We start from the raw sequence: 14,822 nt of genomic DNA on the forward strand, positions 1-14,822 counted from the left end.
GGTTCGCCGAGCGCGTGCGCGCCGCCGGGATCGCGCGGGCGGGCGTGATGATCGAGATTCCCGCCGCCGCGCTGCTGGCGCGGGCCCCGAACCGTCAGCACAATGAAACTTCGGGGTGGTGGCCCCACTCAGGGCGCAATGTCGCCGCCAGGCGACGAGCCGAACCCGAGCACCTCACAACTGATCATCCAACTGCAAAGCGATCCACAACTCCGCCCGAACAGCCGGATCATCCACCTCCCGCCCCAGCGCCTCGGCAACCTTCCCCATCCGATACCGCAACGTATGCCGATGAATCCCCAGCGCCGTAGCCGAAGCATCCGACTGCCCGTTATGCGCCAAGAACGTCCGCAACGTATGCCGCAAATCGATCTTCGCCGCCCCAGTCTTATCCGTAACCGGCTCCAACAACGCCCGAGCCCACCCCCGCACCTCGTCATTGTCGAGAAACCGCATCAACCCGCTAGTAGCCACATCCCCAGCACAAGTAAGCACCCCAGCATCCCCAGGCGAACTGGTAAAAACCGACCGCACCTGCTCCCAAGCCTCAGCAAGCCGCTCAGGAGGAGTCGGATCGCTAACCGCCCCCCGAGCCAACGGAATCCGCCGCAACAACGCTTCCAACGTCCGCGTATCCCCCTCGGCGGGCGGCATCAACACCACCACCCGCCCCCGCTCCCACTCGGCAACCAACGCCCGCAAACTCCGCAACCCGTGATCCCCCTCGGCATGCTCGAGCAACTCCCGCTCATGCCCAGAAGGAACCCCCAATATCGCGACCCGAAGATCCCCCTCCGGAAAGTCGGTGTCCAACGCCTCCCCAATAGCCGTAGCCAGCCCCGCATCCCCCGCGACGGCAGCCTTGAACACCGCCAGCCGATGCTGCCGCTCGCTGTCCAGCACCCCGCGCGCACTATGCAGCTCAGCGCACAACAACGACACCGCAGTAGTAACAATCGCCTGCTCAGCAGTAGTAAGCGGCGTAGACCGCCCCACCACCAAAAACCCCTGCACCCGCCCCCGCACCGCGAGCGGCAACACCACCACGGACTCGCCAGCGATAGTCATGCTGAGACTCGCCGAATTAGCCCGATCCCGCAGCCGAGGCAACTCGATCCGCACCCGCGCGACATGCATCCGCGCCGCGGGCACCCCCGCCCGAAACCCGCCAGCAGCGTCGAGCAGCAACGTCCACCCCCGCACCGCCTTAGCCAGCCGCTCCGCGATCGCCCGAGCCGAGTACGGCGACAGCGACGCCCGAGTCAAATCCCGCTGCGCCGAAACCGCGTAGTTCAACTCCCGCTGCCGCTCGTCAGACAGATGCCCGGCAACAAGCCGACTCAACGCAGCAAACCGAGTCGTCGCAGGCACCGCCAGCACCGGCAACCCAACTTCGCTGGCCGCCTCAACCAGCGCCCCAGGCACCTCCTGATAGAACGAACTGGCCCCAAACCCCAGCGCCACCGCACCACCCGCCACGAGCCGGTCCACATACTCCCGGCTGCCCGCCTCCCCCAGCGCAAGCCGGGATCCAGTGGTAAGCACGAGCTCGCCGCCCTCGAGATACGGCGACGGATCCGGCAGCTCGCTGATCAACGCCCACGTAACCGCCCGGTCGAGCGCGCCAGGCGCACCCTCGGCGGCGAGTTCGAGACCGTGTTCGCCGCGTTCGAGCAGCATCTGGACGGTAAGCGGCATGGTGTCTCCCGGGGACGGATCGGGCGGCCGGAAGTGTAACCGGCGGTCCGCCCGGCTGCCGGGCGATCGCCACCCGGACGAACCAACGTTCTGGACAAAACCCGGTGCTGGTGGGTAGAAACCGTCCCGATCGGACTTCCCCGCCCGCGGATGTCCGGCGGCACAACGGAAAGAGATCTCGATGCCCGCACCCGCCCCGGCCCGGCCGGACGTCACGTACCGGACCGCGGGCGATCGCGCGCTGCTCGTCGAGTACGGACCGCCACTGCCGGTCGACCTCGGGCTCAACTTCTTCGCGCACGCCTCCGCCCGACACCTCGAGGAAAACCCGGTGCGCGGCATCCTGGAAGTCGCGCCGGGACTGCGTTCGCTCCTCGTGCACTACGACCCGGAAACAATCCAGCACGACGCCGTGATCGCCGCCATGGACCGGCTGCACCAAGAAATCCCCGAACCCGGCTCGCTCGTCCTGCCGAGCCGCCGGGTGAAACTCCCGATCGCGTTCGACGATTCGACGTCGCGGGAGGCCGTGGAGCGCTACCAGATCACCACGCGCCCGGACGCGCCGAATGTCCTCGACGGCAACAACGTCGACTATCTCGTGCGCTCCAATGGCCTGCCGAATCGCGAGGCGCTGTATTCGCGGGTCCTGGAATCCGAGTGGTGGAACGCGTTCACCGGCTTCTACCCCGGCCTGCCTTCGCTGCTCCCCCTCGACCCGCGGTCCGAACTGGTCGCCCCGAAATACAACCCCGCGCGCTCCTGGACCCCTGAAGGCGCCGTCGCGTTCGGCGGGCCATGCCTGGTCGTCCACCCGATCGAATCGCCGGGCTCGTACCAGCTTTTCGGCCGGACGCTGCCGATCTGCGACCTCGTGCGCCGCCCGCGCGCGCACCGGGCGGACCCGATCCTGATCCACCCCGGCGACCGGATTTCCTTCTACCGCGTCGAAGAGGCGGAACTGATCGAATTGCGCAGGCAGGTTTTCGAAGGCCGCTACGACTACGACATCGAACCCGGCCGGTACGCGGTCGCCGACCACCTCGCCGTCCAAGCCGATCCGGTCATCGCCGCCGAAGCAGCCAAACGACGGGCGGACCGCGTCGCCGCGCAGGAACTGGTGAAAATCCCGTGACTCAGACCGCGGCGTTGGAAGTGCTGGAACCCGGCCTGCAAACCACCGTGCAGGATTACCCGGGCCGGCGCGGCAGGCAGTCATTGGGTTTCTTCCCTTCCGGCCCCGTCGATTCGCTCGCCTTCCGCCTGGCGAATCTTCTCGTGGGCAACCGTCCCGGCGCGGCCGCCCTGGAAATCCCGCTCGGCCGATTCCAAGCAGGCGTCCTCGCTCCCGGCCGAATCGCCGTCACCGGACCGGAAACCTCCGTCACCTTGAACGGATCCACCGTCCCGCAATGGGAATCAGTCCCGGTGGAAACCGGCGACGTCCTCGCCTGCGAGGTGCTGCGCGGCCCCGGACACCGGCTGTACCTGGCGCTGTCCGGCGGCATCGCCGTGCCCGAGGTCTTCGGCTCCCGCTCCACCTTCCTCCTGGCGGGCATCGGCGGTCTCGACGGCCGAGCCCTCGAACGCGCGGACATCCTCGACACTTTCCCGTCGACTCCTTCCCGCCCGCGCCGCCTCCCGGTCTCCCTGCGTCCGACCTACCCGACGGCGTGGGAAATCGAAATCCTCCGCGGCCCGCACGCCGACCCGGATTTCCTGACCGCGGAGGATTTCGCCGACTTCCTGGCCGCGTCGTGGCGCTGCGACCTGAGCTCGGACCGGGTGGGCATCCGATTCAACCCGCACCGCTTCCGCTGGGCCCGCCCGTCCGGCGACGTGGCGGGCGGGCACCCGTCGAACCTCCTGGACTCCAGCTACCCGCCCGGCGGCATCCTGGCCTACGGCGACGTGCTCACCGTGCTGGGGCCGGACAGCAATACCTCCGGCGGGTTCGCGGTGATCGCCACTGTCGCGTCGGCCTCGCTGTGGAAGGTCGGCCAGCTCCGGCCTGGCCGGGATACGGTGACGTTCCGGGAAATCGATCTCGACCAGGCCGCGGCGCTCACTGCGCATGTGAATCAATTGCTGGACGTCAAGGCGCTGTCTTGAGTTTTGCTTCGTGGTGAAGGGTATCGCTTTCGCTCAGCGCGGCCATGCTTCGGCGTTGTCAGTCGCGTTGACGTCCGCAGACGTTGATCGTGTGCAGCACGCTCACCAACTTCTGCTGCGAATCCAACCCGTGGTACAGCTTCGCTCCAGGGGTTCCCTCCGTGATCGCACCGGAGCGATCGTGTGCTCGGTGTACAGCACCGGCACGTCGGCCGCCCGGCACGCCTAAGGTCCTCCTCGCCACGACCGTAAGCGGCCAAATACTCATTCAACGGGTGCACGGACTTCCTCCTTCGCTTTCCCGGCCACCGCACCAAGATCCACCGACTTCGTCTCCTTGGCCAGCAGCGAACCCACGAGCGAAATCAACCCCATCACCGCCAGATAGACCCCGATCGCATACCCGGTGCCGAACTTCGCGTACAACCCGATCGCGATGATCGGCGCGAGCGACCCGGCCAGCACCGAGGCCAGGTTGTAAGCCAGCGAAACCCCGGAGTACCGCACCTCAGTCGGGAACAGTTCCGCGAAGAACGCCCCGATCACCGAACTGTACGCGGCGAAGATCAGCAACCCGCCGGCCACCGCGATCGTGATCAAGCCCGGACTCCGCGTGTCGACCAGCGCGAAGAACACGAACGCCCACACGATCGTCGCCACGGAAGCCACGACGTAGATCGGCCGCCGTCCGATCCGGTCGGCCAGCAGGGCGAACAGCGGGATCGTCACCACCGCGCACGCCTGCCCGACCAGCACCGCCGTCAGCCCGACCGAACTGTCCATTTTGAGCACAGTCGTGACGTAAGTGATGACAAACAACGAGAACAGATAGAACCCGGCATTCTCTCCGAAACGCGTTGCCGCGGCGAGAAGCACACTGCGCCAATGCTTGCGGACCACCACCCCCGCAGGCAGCCCCTCAGGCTTCGGCGCATCCTTGAACAACGGCGTTTCCGCGACATAAAGCCGCAGCCACAACCCGATCAGGACCAGCACCGCGGACAACCCGAACGCGATCCGCCAGCCCCACGACAGGAACTCGGCCGAGGGCATCACCGCGCCGAGCACCGCCAGCACACCGGCGGCGAGCAGATTTCCCAGCGGCGGCCCGACATTCGGCCACGAAGACCAGAACGCCCGACGCGCGCTGCCGCCATGCTCGGACACCAGCAGCACCGCTCCTCCCCACTCGCCACCGAGCGCAAACCCTTGAACCAGGCGGCAGACAACGAGCAGCAGCGGCGCAAGCACGCCGACCGCCTCGTAAGTGGGCAGCAAAGCGATCAAGAACGTCGAAGCACCCATCAGCAGCAGACTGGCGATGAGCGTCGACCGCCGTCCTTTGCGGTCGCCGAGGTGGCCGAGCACCACCGCGCCCAGCGGACGGGCGAGGAAGCCGACCGCGTAAGTGGCGAAGGCGAGAACTGTGCCGACCAACGGGTCGTGCGAAGGGAAATACAGTTTGTTGAAGACCAAAGTGGACGCGGTGCCGTACAGAAAGAAGTCGTACCATTCGACGGCGGTGCCGGCGAGACTCGACGCCGCCACCACCCCCAGCCGCGTGTGCGGGCGTTTTCTGTTACGTTCGCGAGAGGTATCGGCCATTTCGGCTCCTGTGGTCGGAGGGTCCGTGACGCGGATGAAGTGCTGATGCCGGAAGCCTCGGTGGCTGTTGGCGCAGCCATCGAGGCGTATTCCCCCCTTGGGAACTGCCTCAGAAGAACCAGTGCACGGGCTCGTTGGCCCGGTCAGCGAGGTCCGCGAACCGTCCACCGTGGAACGCCAGCGGTTCGCCGTCGCGCTCGCACACGCTGCGCACGTGCCCGAACACGACCACGTGGTCGCCGGCGACCAGATGCCGCTCGACGTCGCATTCGAGGTGCGCGAAGGCGTCCGGGATCACCGGCACGCGATGGCGGCCCTCGGTCACCTCCAGCCCGGCGAAGTGGTCCTCGCCGCGGCGGGCGAAGCGCAGCGCGAGCTGTTCTTGGCGCGCGGACAGGATGTTGACCGCGAACCGGCCCGCCTCGACGACCGCGTCGGTACTGCGCGCGCCGGTCGTCAGGCACACCAGCAGCAGCGGCGGGTCGAGCGACACCGACGTCAGCGAGTTGACGGTCATCCCGTGCGGCACCCCCGCCGCCCGGGTGGTGACCACCGCGACGCCGGTGGCGAACCGCCCCATCGTGCGGCGCATCGTCATCGGGTCGACCTCGGCCGAGGAAGTCGACGAAGTGGTGAGCATGGGGGTCTCCTTGCGAAGGGGGCTCGTGAGTGCCTATGCCGGTTAGAACCGGGATAGGCACTCACGAGCGGGTTCAGGCGGGGTAGCGGACCTCGAACGTGACGACCCCCTCGTCGGTCCGCCACGGGCCGTGCGGCATGCCCGGCGGACGGCAGGCGTACATCCCCGCGGTGAACGTCCGGCCGAGCGTGAGGTCGGTGAACGAGCCTTCGAGAATGTAGACCTCCTCCCAGAAATCGTGTTTCTGCACGCCCATCGGCGTCGAATCGGCACCCGGCTCGTAACGCAGGATCCGCGTCGCCACACCGGTTTCCGGGTCCTTGGCGAGGATTCGCTCGGTGATCTTCGGGTCGTCGCCGGGGCAGACCGTGAAAGCGACGTCGGTCACCGGGAAGAATTCGTGTTCCGGTTTGTTCATCGGGTGATCGCTCCGTCGAGGTCGTAGCTGGAGAGGAAGGCGTCGATGTCGCTGAGCGCGCCGTCGAAGCCGTAGTTGCGGAAGGCGTAGCCCTTCACCACGAACGGCGCGCCGGCGTAGAACATCTCGTACTGGTGGTGGCGTCCAGCGAATTCGCTGCCGACGACGTCCCAGGCGAGCTTGAACAGCTTCACCCTCTCCTCCGCGGGCGCGGACGGGCTGTAAATGTATTTGTCGATATCGGCGCGGGTCTCCGGGTTCGTCAGGTCCGCGACGCTGGAGGGCACCTGCAGCACCCCGCCGCCGACCAGGTCGCGCAGGATCGCGAGCAGCCGCGGGTACAGCTCGGCCTGCAGCCCCATCGCGCCGTACACCGCGCGGGAGCCGGGCCGCCACATGCCGTTGCTGTCCGGTTCCGCGGTGTATTCCGCGGCCAGCACCGCGGATTCCACAATGGACGACAGACTCGCCAGCTCGCCGAGTTTTTCGACCACGCCGGGGAACTTGTCGACTCCGTTGACCGCCGCGACCTTGCGCGCGAGCCCGGCGATGAACTGCGTCTTCACCATGAACCGGATCTGCGCCTGCCAGTTGCCGAACACGTGCGCGCCGGTGTCGAAGAATTGCCGCCGCAAACCCGCGACATCCCGGTAGACGAACACGCGGTCCCACGGAATGAAGACGTCGTCGAAGACCACCAGCGCATCGGTTTCGTCGTAGCGCGAGGTGAGCGGGTAGTCGTATTCACTCGTGGCGGCCGGGGCGTACGGACGACGGCAGTAGAGCTTAAGTCCTTCTGCGTCAACAGGAACCGCGAAACCGAGCGCGAAGTCGGCGTCCTCCGGGCCGAGCGGCTTGATGCAGGACACGAAGATCTCGTCGGCCACCGCGCCGCCGGTCGCGAGCATCTGCGCGCCGCGGATCACGATGCCGTCCTCGCGCTCCTCCGCGACACCCGCCTGGATCAGGTCGCCTTCCCAGGCGTGCGCAGTGGTCGCCCGCGAAACCTGCGGCGGAATGATCGCGTAGGAGACGTACAGATTCTCCTCCAGCACGCGCTTGTGGTAGGCCGCGATGTTGGCGGAAAAGTCCCGCTCCCCTTGCGAAAACGCCTCCGGGTGCGCGGAGAACGCCGCGACGAACGCGCCGACGTGGTCCGGGCTGCGGCCGACCCAGCCGTGCGTGTGCCGCGCCCAGGTGGTCGCCGCTTCGCGGTAGGCCTTCAGGTCTTCGCGGCTGCGCGGCGGCGTGAAGAGACGGTTCACGGTGGACCCGGTCGCCTCGTCGGCGACCGAGATGCCGGACTCCGGGTCGGCCGCGAGGTCGAACAGTTCCGCGATGGTCTTCGCGATCGGCGCGAACGCCGGATGGTGGGCGACGTCCTCGACCGGCGCGCCGTCGAGGTAGATCCGCCGGGGGCCTTTCAATGCGGCCAGATAGTCGGCTCCGCTGCGCATCACTCGCTCCTCTGTTTCGTTTCGTACGCGTGGGTCAGGGTCGGGCCGCCGGGCAGTTCCAGGTGGATGCGCCAGTACGCGCCGTAGGTGAACTCGCCGCCGAGCAGCGGCAAAGTGCCGCAGTACAGCGCGAAGTCGCCGTCGACCGGGCCGAGCCGGTCGAGCAGATCCGCCGGATGCCGCAGCGCGGCCAGTTCCCCCTTCTGATACGGGCAACCGTCCACACTGGAGTCCGCGACCACGTGGTCCCAGCCCGGAATGGACACTTCGGACCCGAGCTCGGCGACCACTTCGCCGAGCGGCTTCGGACAGGCCGCTTTGGACAGTGCGACCCCGTCCCGCTCCAGATCACGATCAGTGTGATCGGACCCGACCCCGAGGAAGTACCTTCCCCGATGCCGGATCAGCACCGGCTCGACCTCGCCGGACGTCCCCGGCGCGCTCACGCCGACCACCGGCTCGGTCGTCAGCAATTCCGGATCCAGGTGATAGAACGCGGGCACCGATTCCGGCCGCGGGACGCCGATCGCCGCCAGTTCGGCGATGTGCTCCTCGACCGCGGCCTCGTCGCTCCCGGTGTACCCGGCCACCACCAGCCGCGCCGGAGTGAACGCCAGTTCCTCCCCGGTTCCCGCGACGTGCAGGGCAATTGTGTTCATACTCCCGCTCCCATGAAGTCTGGTGTGGACACCGGCCACCGCCGATCGGCCAGCACCGGGAACTCCGCCCGCACTGTGTCCACAATGGATTGGTCAATTTCGCAGCGCAGCACTTCCTCGCCGCTGCCCGCCTCCGCCAGCACGGTGCCCCACGGATCGACGATCCGGCTGGTACCGGCCAGCTCGACGCCGCCGTGCTGCGTGCCGGCGGCGTTCACCGCGATCACCACGACCTGCTCTTCCACCGCACGGCACGAGGTGAACATCCGCCAGTGCTCGCGCCGCGCCGCCGGCCACGCGGCCGGAACCACGACCGTCTTCGCGCCGCGGTCCACGAGGCCGCGCCACAGCTCGGGAAACCGCAGGTCGTAACAGGTCGTCGCGCCGATCGGCCCGAGTTCTGTTTCCGCGACGCTGAGCGTGTCCCCCGGCGTGAGCAGTTCCGCCTCGCGCGAGGCGTACCCGAAGACGTGCACCTTGCGATAGGTATGCGCGATCGTGCCGTCCGGCGCGAGCAACACCGCGGTATTGAACAGCCGCCCGGCCGCGTCCCGCTCCACGAGGCTGCCGAGATGCACATACGCACCCAGGCTGCGCGCCCACTCACGTCCCGCCGCCACCGTCGGCCCGTCAAGGGTTTCCGCCTCGTCCGGGTACGCGTCGAACGAGAAATACCCGGCAGCCCACAACTCCGGCAGCACGACCAGCTCGGCCCCGCGCGCCGACTCCGCGAGCTGCCCGGCCCGCACCCGGCGGTCCGCGGCCGTCTCGTCCGGCGGGCTGGCCAGCTGCACCAGCGCGACCTTCACAGCCGCTCCCCGACCCGCAACGCCGTCATCGTGCTGGAGAGATGCTTCGCCAGCGCTTCTCCAGCCGCCGCCGCCTCGCCGCCGCGGAGCGCTTCGACGATCGCCGCGTGCTCAGCCAGTACTGTTTCGGCCCGGGTTTCGCTGCCCGCGACCGCGCGCAACCCCATTCGGACCTGCCGGTCCCGCAACGATTCGTAGAACTCGGCCAGCACCGGATTCCCCGCCCGCCGCACGATCGCCCGGTGGAACGCACGGTCGAACTCGATGAACCGCACCGGTTCGTCGACCACTTCGCGCTGCTTGGCGAGAATGTCGTCCAGCTCAGCGAGGAAAGCGTCGTCGACGCGCTCGGCGAGCTTGCGGACGCACGAATCCTCGACCAGCTCGCGCGCCTCCATCACCGCCCGCACCTCCGCGTCGGAGATCGGCGGCACGAACGCGCCCTTCTTCGGCACGATCTCGAGGAACCCCTCGGCTTCGAGCCGCAGCAGAGCCTCCCGCACCGGAGTACGGGACGTGCCCGCTGCCTCGGCGACCTCCGATTCGGTCAGGAAGGTGCCGCCGTCGCGCGGAAGCTCGGCGATGCGCTGCTTGAGGAACCGATAGGTGACGTCCTGCGCGGACCCGGCCCGCCCAGCCTGTCGTACACTGCTCATGGACAAGATGTATACATCACGCATGGCAGGTGGGCAAGAGGCGTTTGCCGAGGTTGAGCGGCTGTGGTGAGTGATGGAGGCGGCTGGTCAGCGGGGGTTCTCGGGCTGAGCGAGTGAGGCCGGGGACCGCCGGACAAGCCTCTCCCCTGCGGGCGGCTTGCCTGGAACTGCGTGCACCGGACACGTGGCCTAGGTGCACGGCACCGCCGCCGCGAACTGGCCGGGCCGTCGGCCCGCTACGGCGCAGGGTCCCCGCCGTGGCGGGAGAGCACTCAAACCTCCGTGCCGTCGATTCCCGCATGCCGCACCCCGGAAATGCCCGAGCGGCCCCCGGTAACGCTCGCTGGACAAGTGGCTGCGGAGACCTCGCCGAACTGTGGGATTGCGACGGTTCCGCCGCGCAAACTGGCAAATCCGCGGCGACGGCACCATCCTGAACCCCGCTTCGGTCCGCTGTCTGGGCACCAAGGGCGGCGCGACGGCCGAAAGCACTCGCCTCGCGTTGCGCGACCGCACGGGATCCGCTGACCAGAAGTGGAACACTCCCTCCTGACCGGCCACTGACCGGCCCGGGCATTCCGGCGGGACGTCCGGGCTTTCCCTGTGCCCGCGCAGCTTCTCGACGCCGACGAGGGCCGCACCCGGGTTACCTCGACCTCACCAGCTACCCGAAAAGTGCCTTCTTGGCACCAAAACCACCGCCGCTTACGGTTCCGGAGTCACCGTCGCACGACCTGCCAGGAGTCTCCGTGGATCACTTCGTCATCACTGGCGCACGCGTCTTCGACGGCGAAACCTCGCTGGGCATCGTGCACGTCGAGGTCGCCGACGGAAGGATCGCCAGCGTCGGAGGCGACCGTCCCGACGGGGTCGAGGTCATCGACGGCACCGGGGCCACCCTCCTGCCCGGCCTTGTCGACTCCCACACGCACACCGACGCGCAGTCGCTCAGGCAGGCGCTGGCGTTCGGAGTCACCACGGAATTCGACATGCTCTCGATGCCAGAGCAGATGATTCCGTTGCGCCGCCAAGTCTCAGCCTCGAATGATCTCGCCGACGTGCGCTCTCCCTCCATCGGGCTCACCCCCGAAGGCGGGCATCCGCATCAGCTGCGCAAGGGCGAAGGCGACCCGCCGTGGCCGACTGCGACCCGGCCGGAGGAGGTCGCGGCGTTTGTCGAGGCAAGGATCGCTGAGGGGGCCGACTATCTCAAGGTCCTAGTCGAGGACGGACGGCTGTTCGGGGATGCCACGCTGCCCCGTCTCACTCCTGAGTTGGTCGAGGCGACGGTTCGCGAAAGCCACCGGCGCGGGAGAATGGTGTTGGCGCACGCGATGACCGTCGAGACAGTGGAACAGGTTGTCGACGCGGGAGTCGACGGGCTCACTCATCTCTTCGCCGACCGGCCGCACAGCGCGGAGTTGGTCGAGAAGATCGCTGCCAGCAACACCTTCGTGATTCCCACCTTGACGGTGCTCGCGTCGATCACCGGTGAACCGGTCGGTCGCCGACTTGCCGAGGATCAGCGGGTTTACCCGAAGCTGACGCCGGAGTGGCGAGAAAATCTGTCCGGCACGATGAGCACCAGTCCCCGCAAGCACTTCGACTATGCGCTGGAAACACTAGCCGCGCTGCGGGAAGCCGGGGTCGACATCCTCGCGGGCACGGACGCGGCGCATCTCGGCGCACCGGGAATGGCTCACGGAGCCAGCCTGCACGGTGAGCTGCGGCTCCTCACGGACGCGGGATTCACCCCGGCGGAAGCCCTGCGAGCAGCGACATCCCTCCCGGCGAAGCGCTTCGGACTGACTGACCGCGGCCGGATCAAATCTGGTCTCCGTGCGGACCTCACCATGGTCACCGGCGACCCGACGGTCTCCCTCGGCGCCACCCTCGACATCCAGCGCGTGTGGCGCAACGGAACCTACTGCGCGGCAGCGGCGATCAACGCCTCCAGCCCCGAAGCCTGAGTCCGCCAATCCACCACGTTCGACGCACCGCCAGCCCACCGTTCGCCAAAACGGTTCAGCGAGTCCCGATCCCGCGACCACACCGAATCCGCTTGCTGCCGCACGAAATCACGGTACTTCGACTCCCCAGTCGCCGAAGCTAGATCGCCGAAGTACCGCATGAGAATGCCCTTGAACTGCTTCTGATTGTCATCGCACGAACCGGTGTCACACGATTCCACCAGTACTCCGCCCGAAGTGAGGCCAGTCATCGCCGCGTCCGCCAGCCGACGCGCAGCGTCCACATAGGACTGATCACCGGTCGCCCGCCAAAGCTCGGTGAAGCCGCCGATGGCCAGGCCCTGATTGTAGGTCCAGACGGTCTGGCCGTTGTTCGCACAGCCCGAAGTGAGACCGTCGTTGACCAAGCCGACTGAGTTGATCAGGCCGCTTCGCAGGTACCAGTCCCCAGCTTCACGAGCGCGGGCCAGCCATTCGGTGTCCCCGTCCAGGCGGCGGTGCAGAGCAGCGGCGAGACGAAGGTAGAGACCGCTGGTGACGGCGTTCTTGTACGTCCGTTCGCGATCCCACCACACTCCCCCGCCGCAGGTGCCGGTATCCCAGAAACCGTGCACGTAGTCGGCGATTTTCGTGGCTTCGGCGAGATAACGCGCATCGTGCGTACGGTCGTACGCCGCGAGCCACGCCAGGCCCCACCATGCGGTGTCGTCGACGGCTCGGCTGATGAAGTCGCCGTCGATCGGGTCGGAGCTGCGTGCGCCGGCGGGGAAGGCGGAGCGGTTCACGTCGAAGACCCGCGCCAGGACCGGATCCAGCCCGGAGACTCCGGAATTCGCCAGTACGGTCACCGCGACCGCCGAGTTCCACCAGCTCGACGGCCACCAGGCTCGGTAAAGGTCTTGCGACCACAGCAAAGCGTCGACACCCGCGGCGACGCGCGACTGAGCGGGACGTGCCCACTCGGTGCAAGCACCCTCCTGGTGCGCGGCTTCCCGGCCGCACGCCCGAACGGCACCGCCGTTCATCCGTCCGCGTGGATCTCGAGCGGCGAAGGTCGCGGTCTGTGTCGTGGTCGCACCGACGGGGACGCTCGTGCGGCCGAGCGATGAACCGTCCGGCAAGGTCGCGCCTGCGTCCCAGGACCGGTCCAGCCAGATCTCGTCGCCCGAGCCGCCGGAATCGATGCTGGCCCAGGACATGCCGCGGTCGTCGAAGTGCAGCCGGACGGAGCGGCCGAAGATCGTCGCGGGTGCCACCGGCTGGTTGTCGCCGGATGTCGGAGCGGAACCGTCGCAGGCAGTGTCGCAGACGGTCGGGTAGATCCAGGCCGTGCACGCGACGGCTTGCGCGTCGCCGCAGGCACGGAGCAGACCGCGGCGGTGGCCGACCGGGTCAGTGAGGTTGTACATGAGCGTGCGGGTGCCGGTCCACGTGTCCGGAATGCTCGCTTTGCCCAGCAGACCGTCCCAGGTGGCGCCGCCGTCCCACGACCGGTCGAGCCAGACCGCGTCGCCGGTGCGGCCGTTGTCGATGCTCGCCCAGGCCATGCCGTCCTGATCGGAGACGTGCAGCCGCAGCACCCGGCCGTTGATGTCCTTGTCCGGCAAGGGAAAACTCTCCTGCGCGGCCCGCGACGGATCGAGCGGATCGCAGGAAAGCGCGCACACCGCAGCGGTCGCGCGCGGGACGGTCAACGAGGCGAACACGAGCAGCACTACGAGCACGGTCCGCATGGACTCGTCCCCTCGCCTGGGTGAATTTCCGCCCAGGATAAGAACTCGCGCGGGCGCCGGTGAAGGCCCGCGCGCGGTTCTGTCCCGTTCCGGACAGCCGGGTTAACCCGATCAGCCGCCGCTGCCCTGGCGCCGTCCGACCGAACGGCCGATGAAGTAGCCGAGGATGAGCCCGACGATCAGGCCGATCGCGACGAAGAAAATGATGGTGGCGGCGGCGATCTTGCCGACCGTGCCGAGGAATCCCTTGGCCTCGAGATCAGTCGCGATCGCCACGGACTGGGTCAGTGCGTAGTGGGTCATGCCTCCCAGGATGGCACCGGCCGGGGACAAGCGCTCGGGGACGCACCGAGGGCGGGTTGTGGCCTCCGCCGCGGCGCGCTGCCGCCGGGCGGCGCACCCGACGCTCAGTCCTTGACCGGCTTGAGCACGAACCCTTCGTCGTCTTGGCTGTCCGGAGCCGGACGCCGCCTAGCCGGTTCAGACCCGCGCGTCGCGGCGCGGTCGGGCTTCGGAGCCGCGGGTGGCTCCGGATCTTCGCCCAGCGCCAACGCGTCTTCGACAGCCGCCGCGACCGCCGGAACGCATCCCGCGCGGACGGCCCGCAGGCCCTGGTGCAACGCCCGCGTGCCGGCTTCGACGCTGAGCCGCGAGATCTCCGCGGCCAGCGCGTCCGGGCCCAGTTCGAGCGCGGACTCGCCGATGTCCAGGTGCACGAGCATGCCGTGCACGTTCACCGTGACGCTCACTCCCTCGCCACCGGCTGTCGCGCGGATCGCGGCCAGGCCCGCGGACAGGCCCAGCCGCTCCGGGATCTCTTCGGCGATCTCGATCAGCTCGTCGATTCCCCGTTCGGCCCCGCCGGGCTCTCGGAGCTCATCCGGTGCGCGGGACTCGCGCGGATCCCCGGACCCGCCCCCGCCCGACTCCCGAAGCTCGCCCGATGCCCAGGACTCGTGCGGAATCCCAGGCTCACCCCCGCCGGACTCCCGGAACTCGCCCGACACCCAAGACTCACGCAGAACCCCAGGCTCACCCCCGCCAGACTCCCGAACCTCGCCCGAC

Annotated in this window: 14 protein-coding genes; 3 read left to right on the forward strand and 11 right to left on the reverse strand. The window is 68.1% G+C overall.

Annotated elements, in window-relative coordinates; translation table 11 throughout:
• Positions 1–174: 174 nt before the first annotated feature.
• Positions 175–1,698, reverse strand: a complete 1,524-nt coding sequence (locus tag ACWDNU_RS34120; protein WP_370938605.1) for a PucR family transcriptional regulator — start codon at positions 1,696–1,698, stop codon at positions 175–177.
• Positions 1,699–1,879: 181 nt separating this feature from the next.
• Here ACWDNU_RS34120 and ACWDNU_RS34125 point away from each other — a divergent pair, with 181 nt between their 5' ends.
• Together ACWDNU_RS34125 and ACWDNU_RS34130 are read left to right on the forward strand one after the other, a co-directional pair.
• Complete coding sequence (locus ACWDNU_RS34125) at positions 1,880–2,833, forward strand: 5-oxoprolinase subunit B family protein (protein ID WP_449671893.1); 954 nt, start codon at positions 1,880–1,882, stop codon at positions 2,831–2,833.
• Positions 2,830–3,810, forward strand: a complete 981-nt coding sequence (locus ACWDNU_RS34130) for a 5-oxoprolinase subunit C family protein (RefSeq protein WP_449671894.1) — start codon at positions 2,830–2,832, stop codon at positions 3,808–3,810. The genes ACWDNU_RS34125 and ACWDNU_RS34130 overlap by 4 nt, the downstream gene beginning before the upstream one ends.
• Positions 3,811–4,074: 264 nt before the next feature.
• Here the strand turns inward: ACWDNU_RS34130 and ACWDNU_RS34135 are convergent, their stop codons facing one another.
• The 7 genes from ACWDNU_RS34135 to ACWDNU_RS34165 all read right to left on the reverse strand — a co-directional run bounded on the left by ACWDNU_RS34135 (position 4,075) and on the right by ACWDNU_RS34165 (position 10,054).
• Positions 4,075–5,415, reverse strand: a complete 1,341-nt coding sequence (locus ACWDNU_RS34135) for an MFS transporter (protein ID WP_449671895.1) — start codon at positions 5,413–5,415, stop codon at positions 4,075–4,077.
• A 109-nt stretch (positions 5,416–5,524) separates the two neighbouring features.
• On the reverse strand, positions 5,525–6,055 hold the full coding sequence (locus ACWDNU_RS34140) for a flavin reductase family protein (protein WP_354738579.1): 531 nt from the start codon (positions 6,053–6,055) through the stop codon (positions 5,525–5,527).
• A 73-nt stretch (positions 6,056–6,128) separates the two neighbouring features.
• Positions 6,129–6,473, reverse strand: a complete 345-nt coding sequence (locus ACWDNU_RS34145) for a cupin domain-containing protein (protein WP_037814846.1) — start codon at positions 6,471–6,473, stop codon at positions 6,129–6,131.
• Positions 6,470–7,930, reverse strand: a complete 1,461-nt coding sequence (locus tag ACWDNU_RS34150; RefSeq protein WP_449671896.1) for a 4-hydroxyphenylacetate 3-hydroxylase family protein — start codon at positions 7,928–7,930, stop codon at positions 6,470–6,472. The genes ACWDNU_RS34145 and ACWDNU_RS34150 overlap by 4 nt, the downstream gene beginning before the upstream one ends.
• On the reverse strand, positions 7,930–8,589 hold the full coding sequence (locus tag ACWDNU_RS34155) for a DUF2848 family protein (protein WP_370938611.1): 660 nt from the start codon (positions 8,587–8,589) through the stop codon (positions 7,930–7,932). Before ACWDNU_RS34155 ends, ACWDNU_RS34150 begins: the two co-directional genes overlap by 1 nt.
• The gene (locus ACWDNU_RS34160) at positions 8,586–9,398 is read right to left on the reverse strand and encodes a carbon-nitrogen family hydrolase (protein ID WP_449671897.1); all 813 of its coding nucleotides are present in this window, start codon (positions 9,396–9,398) and stop codon (positions 8,586–8,588) included. The genes ACWDNU_RS34155 and ACWDNU_RS34160 overlap by 4 nt, the downstream gene beginning before the upstream one ends.
• Positions 9,395–10,054 carry a GntR family transcriptional regulator gene (locus ACWDNU_RS34165; RefSeq protein ID WP_449671898.1) on the reverse strand — a complete coding sequence of 220 codons (660 nt, stop codon included), beginning with the start codon at positions 10,052–10,054 and terminating at the stop codon, positions 9,395–9,397. Before ACWDNU_RS34165 ends, ACWDNU_RS34160 begins: the two co-directional genes overlap by 4 nt.
• Before the next feature lie 749 nt (positions 10,055–10,803).
• On the opposite strand from ACWDNU_RS34165, the gene ACWDNU_RS34170 reads away from it, so the two are divergent.
• Positions 10,804–12,024 (forward strand): amidohydrolase family protein, encoded by a 1,221-nt coding sequence (locus ACWDNU_RS34170; protein WP_449671899.1) that lies wholly within the window; start codon positions 10,804–10,806, stop codon positions 12,022–12,024.
• Here the strand turns inward: ACWDNU_RS34170 and ACWDNU_RS34175 are convergent.
• The 3 genes from ACWDNU_RS34175 to ACWDNU_RS34185 all read right to left on the reverse strand — a co-directional run bounded on the left by ACWDNU_RS34175 (position 11,979) and on the right by ACWDNU_RS34185 (position 14,764).
• Positions 11,979–13,757 carry a glycoside hydrolase family 76 protein gene (locus ACWDNU_RS34175; protein ID WP_449671900.1) on the reverse strand — a complete coding sequence of 593 codons (1,779 nt, stop codon included), beginning with the start codon at positions 13,755–13,757 and terminating at the stop codon, positions 11,979–11,981. The two genes, ACWDNU_RS34170 and ACWDNU_RS34175, sit on opposite strands and share 46 nt — an antisense overlap.
• Before the next feature lie 111 nt (positions 13,758–13,868).
• Positions 13,869–14,060 carry a hypothetical protein gene (locus ACWDNU_RS34180; RefSeq protein WP_354738563.1) on the reverse strand — a complete coding sequence of 64 codons (192 nt, stop codon included), beginning with the start codon at positions 14,058–14,060 and terminating at the stop codon, positions 13,869–13,871.
• Positions 14,061–14,164: 104 nt separating this feature from the next.
• On the reverse strand, positions 14,165–14,764 hold the full coding sequence (locus tag ACWDNU_RS34185; protein WP_449671901.1) for a hypothetical protein: 600 nt from the start codon (positions 14,762–14,764) through the stop codon (positions 14,165–14,167).
• Between the last annotated feature and the right edge of the window lie 58 nt (positions 14,765–14,822).

The organism is Amycolatopsis sp. NPDC003676 (assembly GCF_053587275.1).

Bases quoted from the DNA above. Each gene is read 5' to 3' on its own strand.
- ACWDNU_RS34120 (WP_370938605.1), bottom strand. From the start codon at position 1,698: ATGCCGCTTACCGTCCAGATGCTGCTCGAACGCGGCGAACACGGTCTC.
- ACWDNU_RS34125 (WP_449671893.1), top strand. From the start codon at position 1,880: ATGCCCGCACCCGCCCCGGCCCGGCCGGACGTCACGTACCGGACCGCG.
- ACWDNU_RS34135 (WP_449671895.1), bottom strand. From the start codon at position 5,415: ATGGCCGATACCTCTCGCGAACGTAACAGAAAACGCCCGCACACGCGG.
- ACWDNU_RS34140 (WP_354738579.1), bottom strand. From the start codon at position 6,055: ATGCTCACCACTTCGTCGACTTCCTCGGCCGAGGTCGACCCGATGACG.
- ACWDNU_RS34145 (WP_037814846.1), bottom strand. From the start codon at position 6,473: ATGAACAAACCGGAACACGAATTCTTCCCGGTGACCGACGTCGCTTTC.
- ACWDNU_RS34150 (WP_449671896.1), bottom strand. From the start codon at position 7,930: ATGCGCAGCGGAGCCGACTATCTGGCCGCATTGAAAGGCCCCCGGCGG.
- ACWDNU_RS34155 (WP_370938611.1), bottom strand. From the start codon at position 8,589: ATGAACACAATTGCCCTGCACGTCGCGGGAACCGGGGAGGAACTGGCG.
- ACWDNU_RS34165 (WP_449671898.1), bottom strand. From the start codon at position 10,054: ATGAGCAGTGTACGACAGGCTGGGCGGGCCGGGTCCGCGCAGGACGTC.
- ACWDNU_RS34175 (WP_449671900.1), bottom strand. From the start codon at position 13,757: ATGCGGACCGTGCTCGTAGTGCTGCTCGTGTTCGCCTCGTTGACCGTC.
- ACWDNU_RS34180 (WP_354738563.1), bottom strand. From the start codon at position 14,060: ATGACCCACTACGCACTGACCCAGTCCGTGGCGATCGCGACTGATCTC.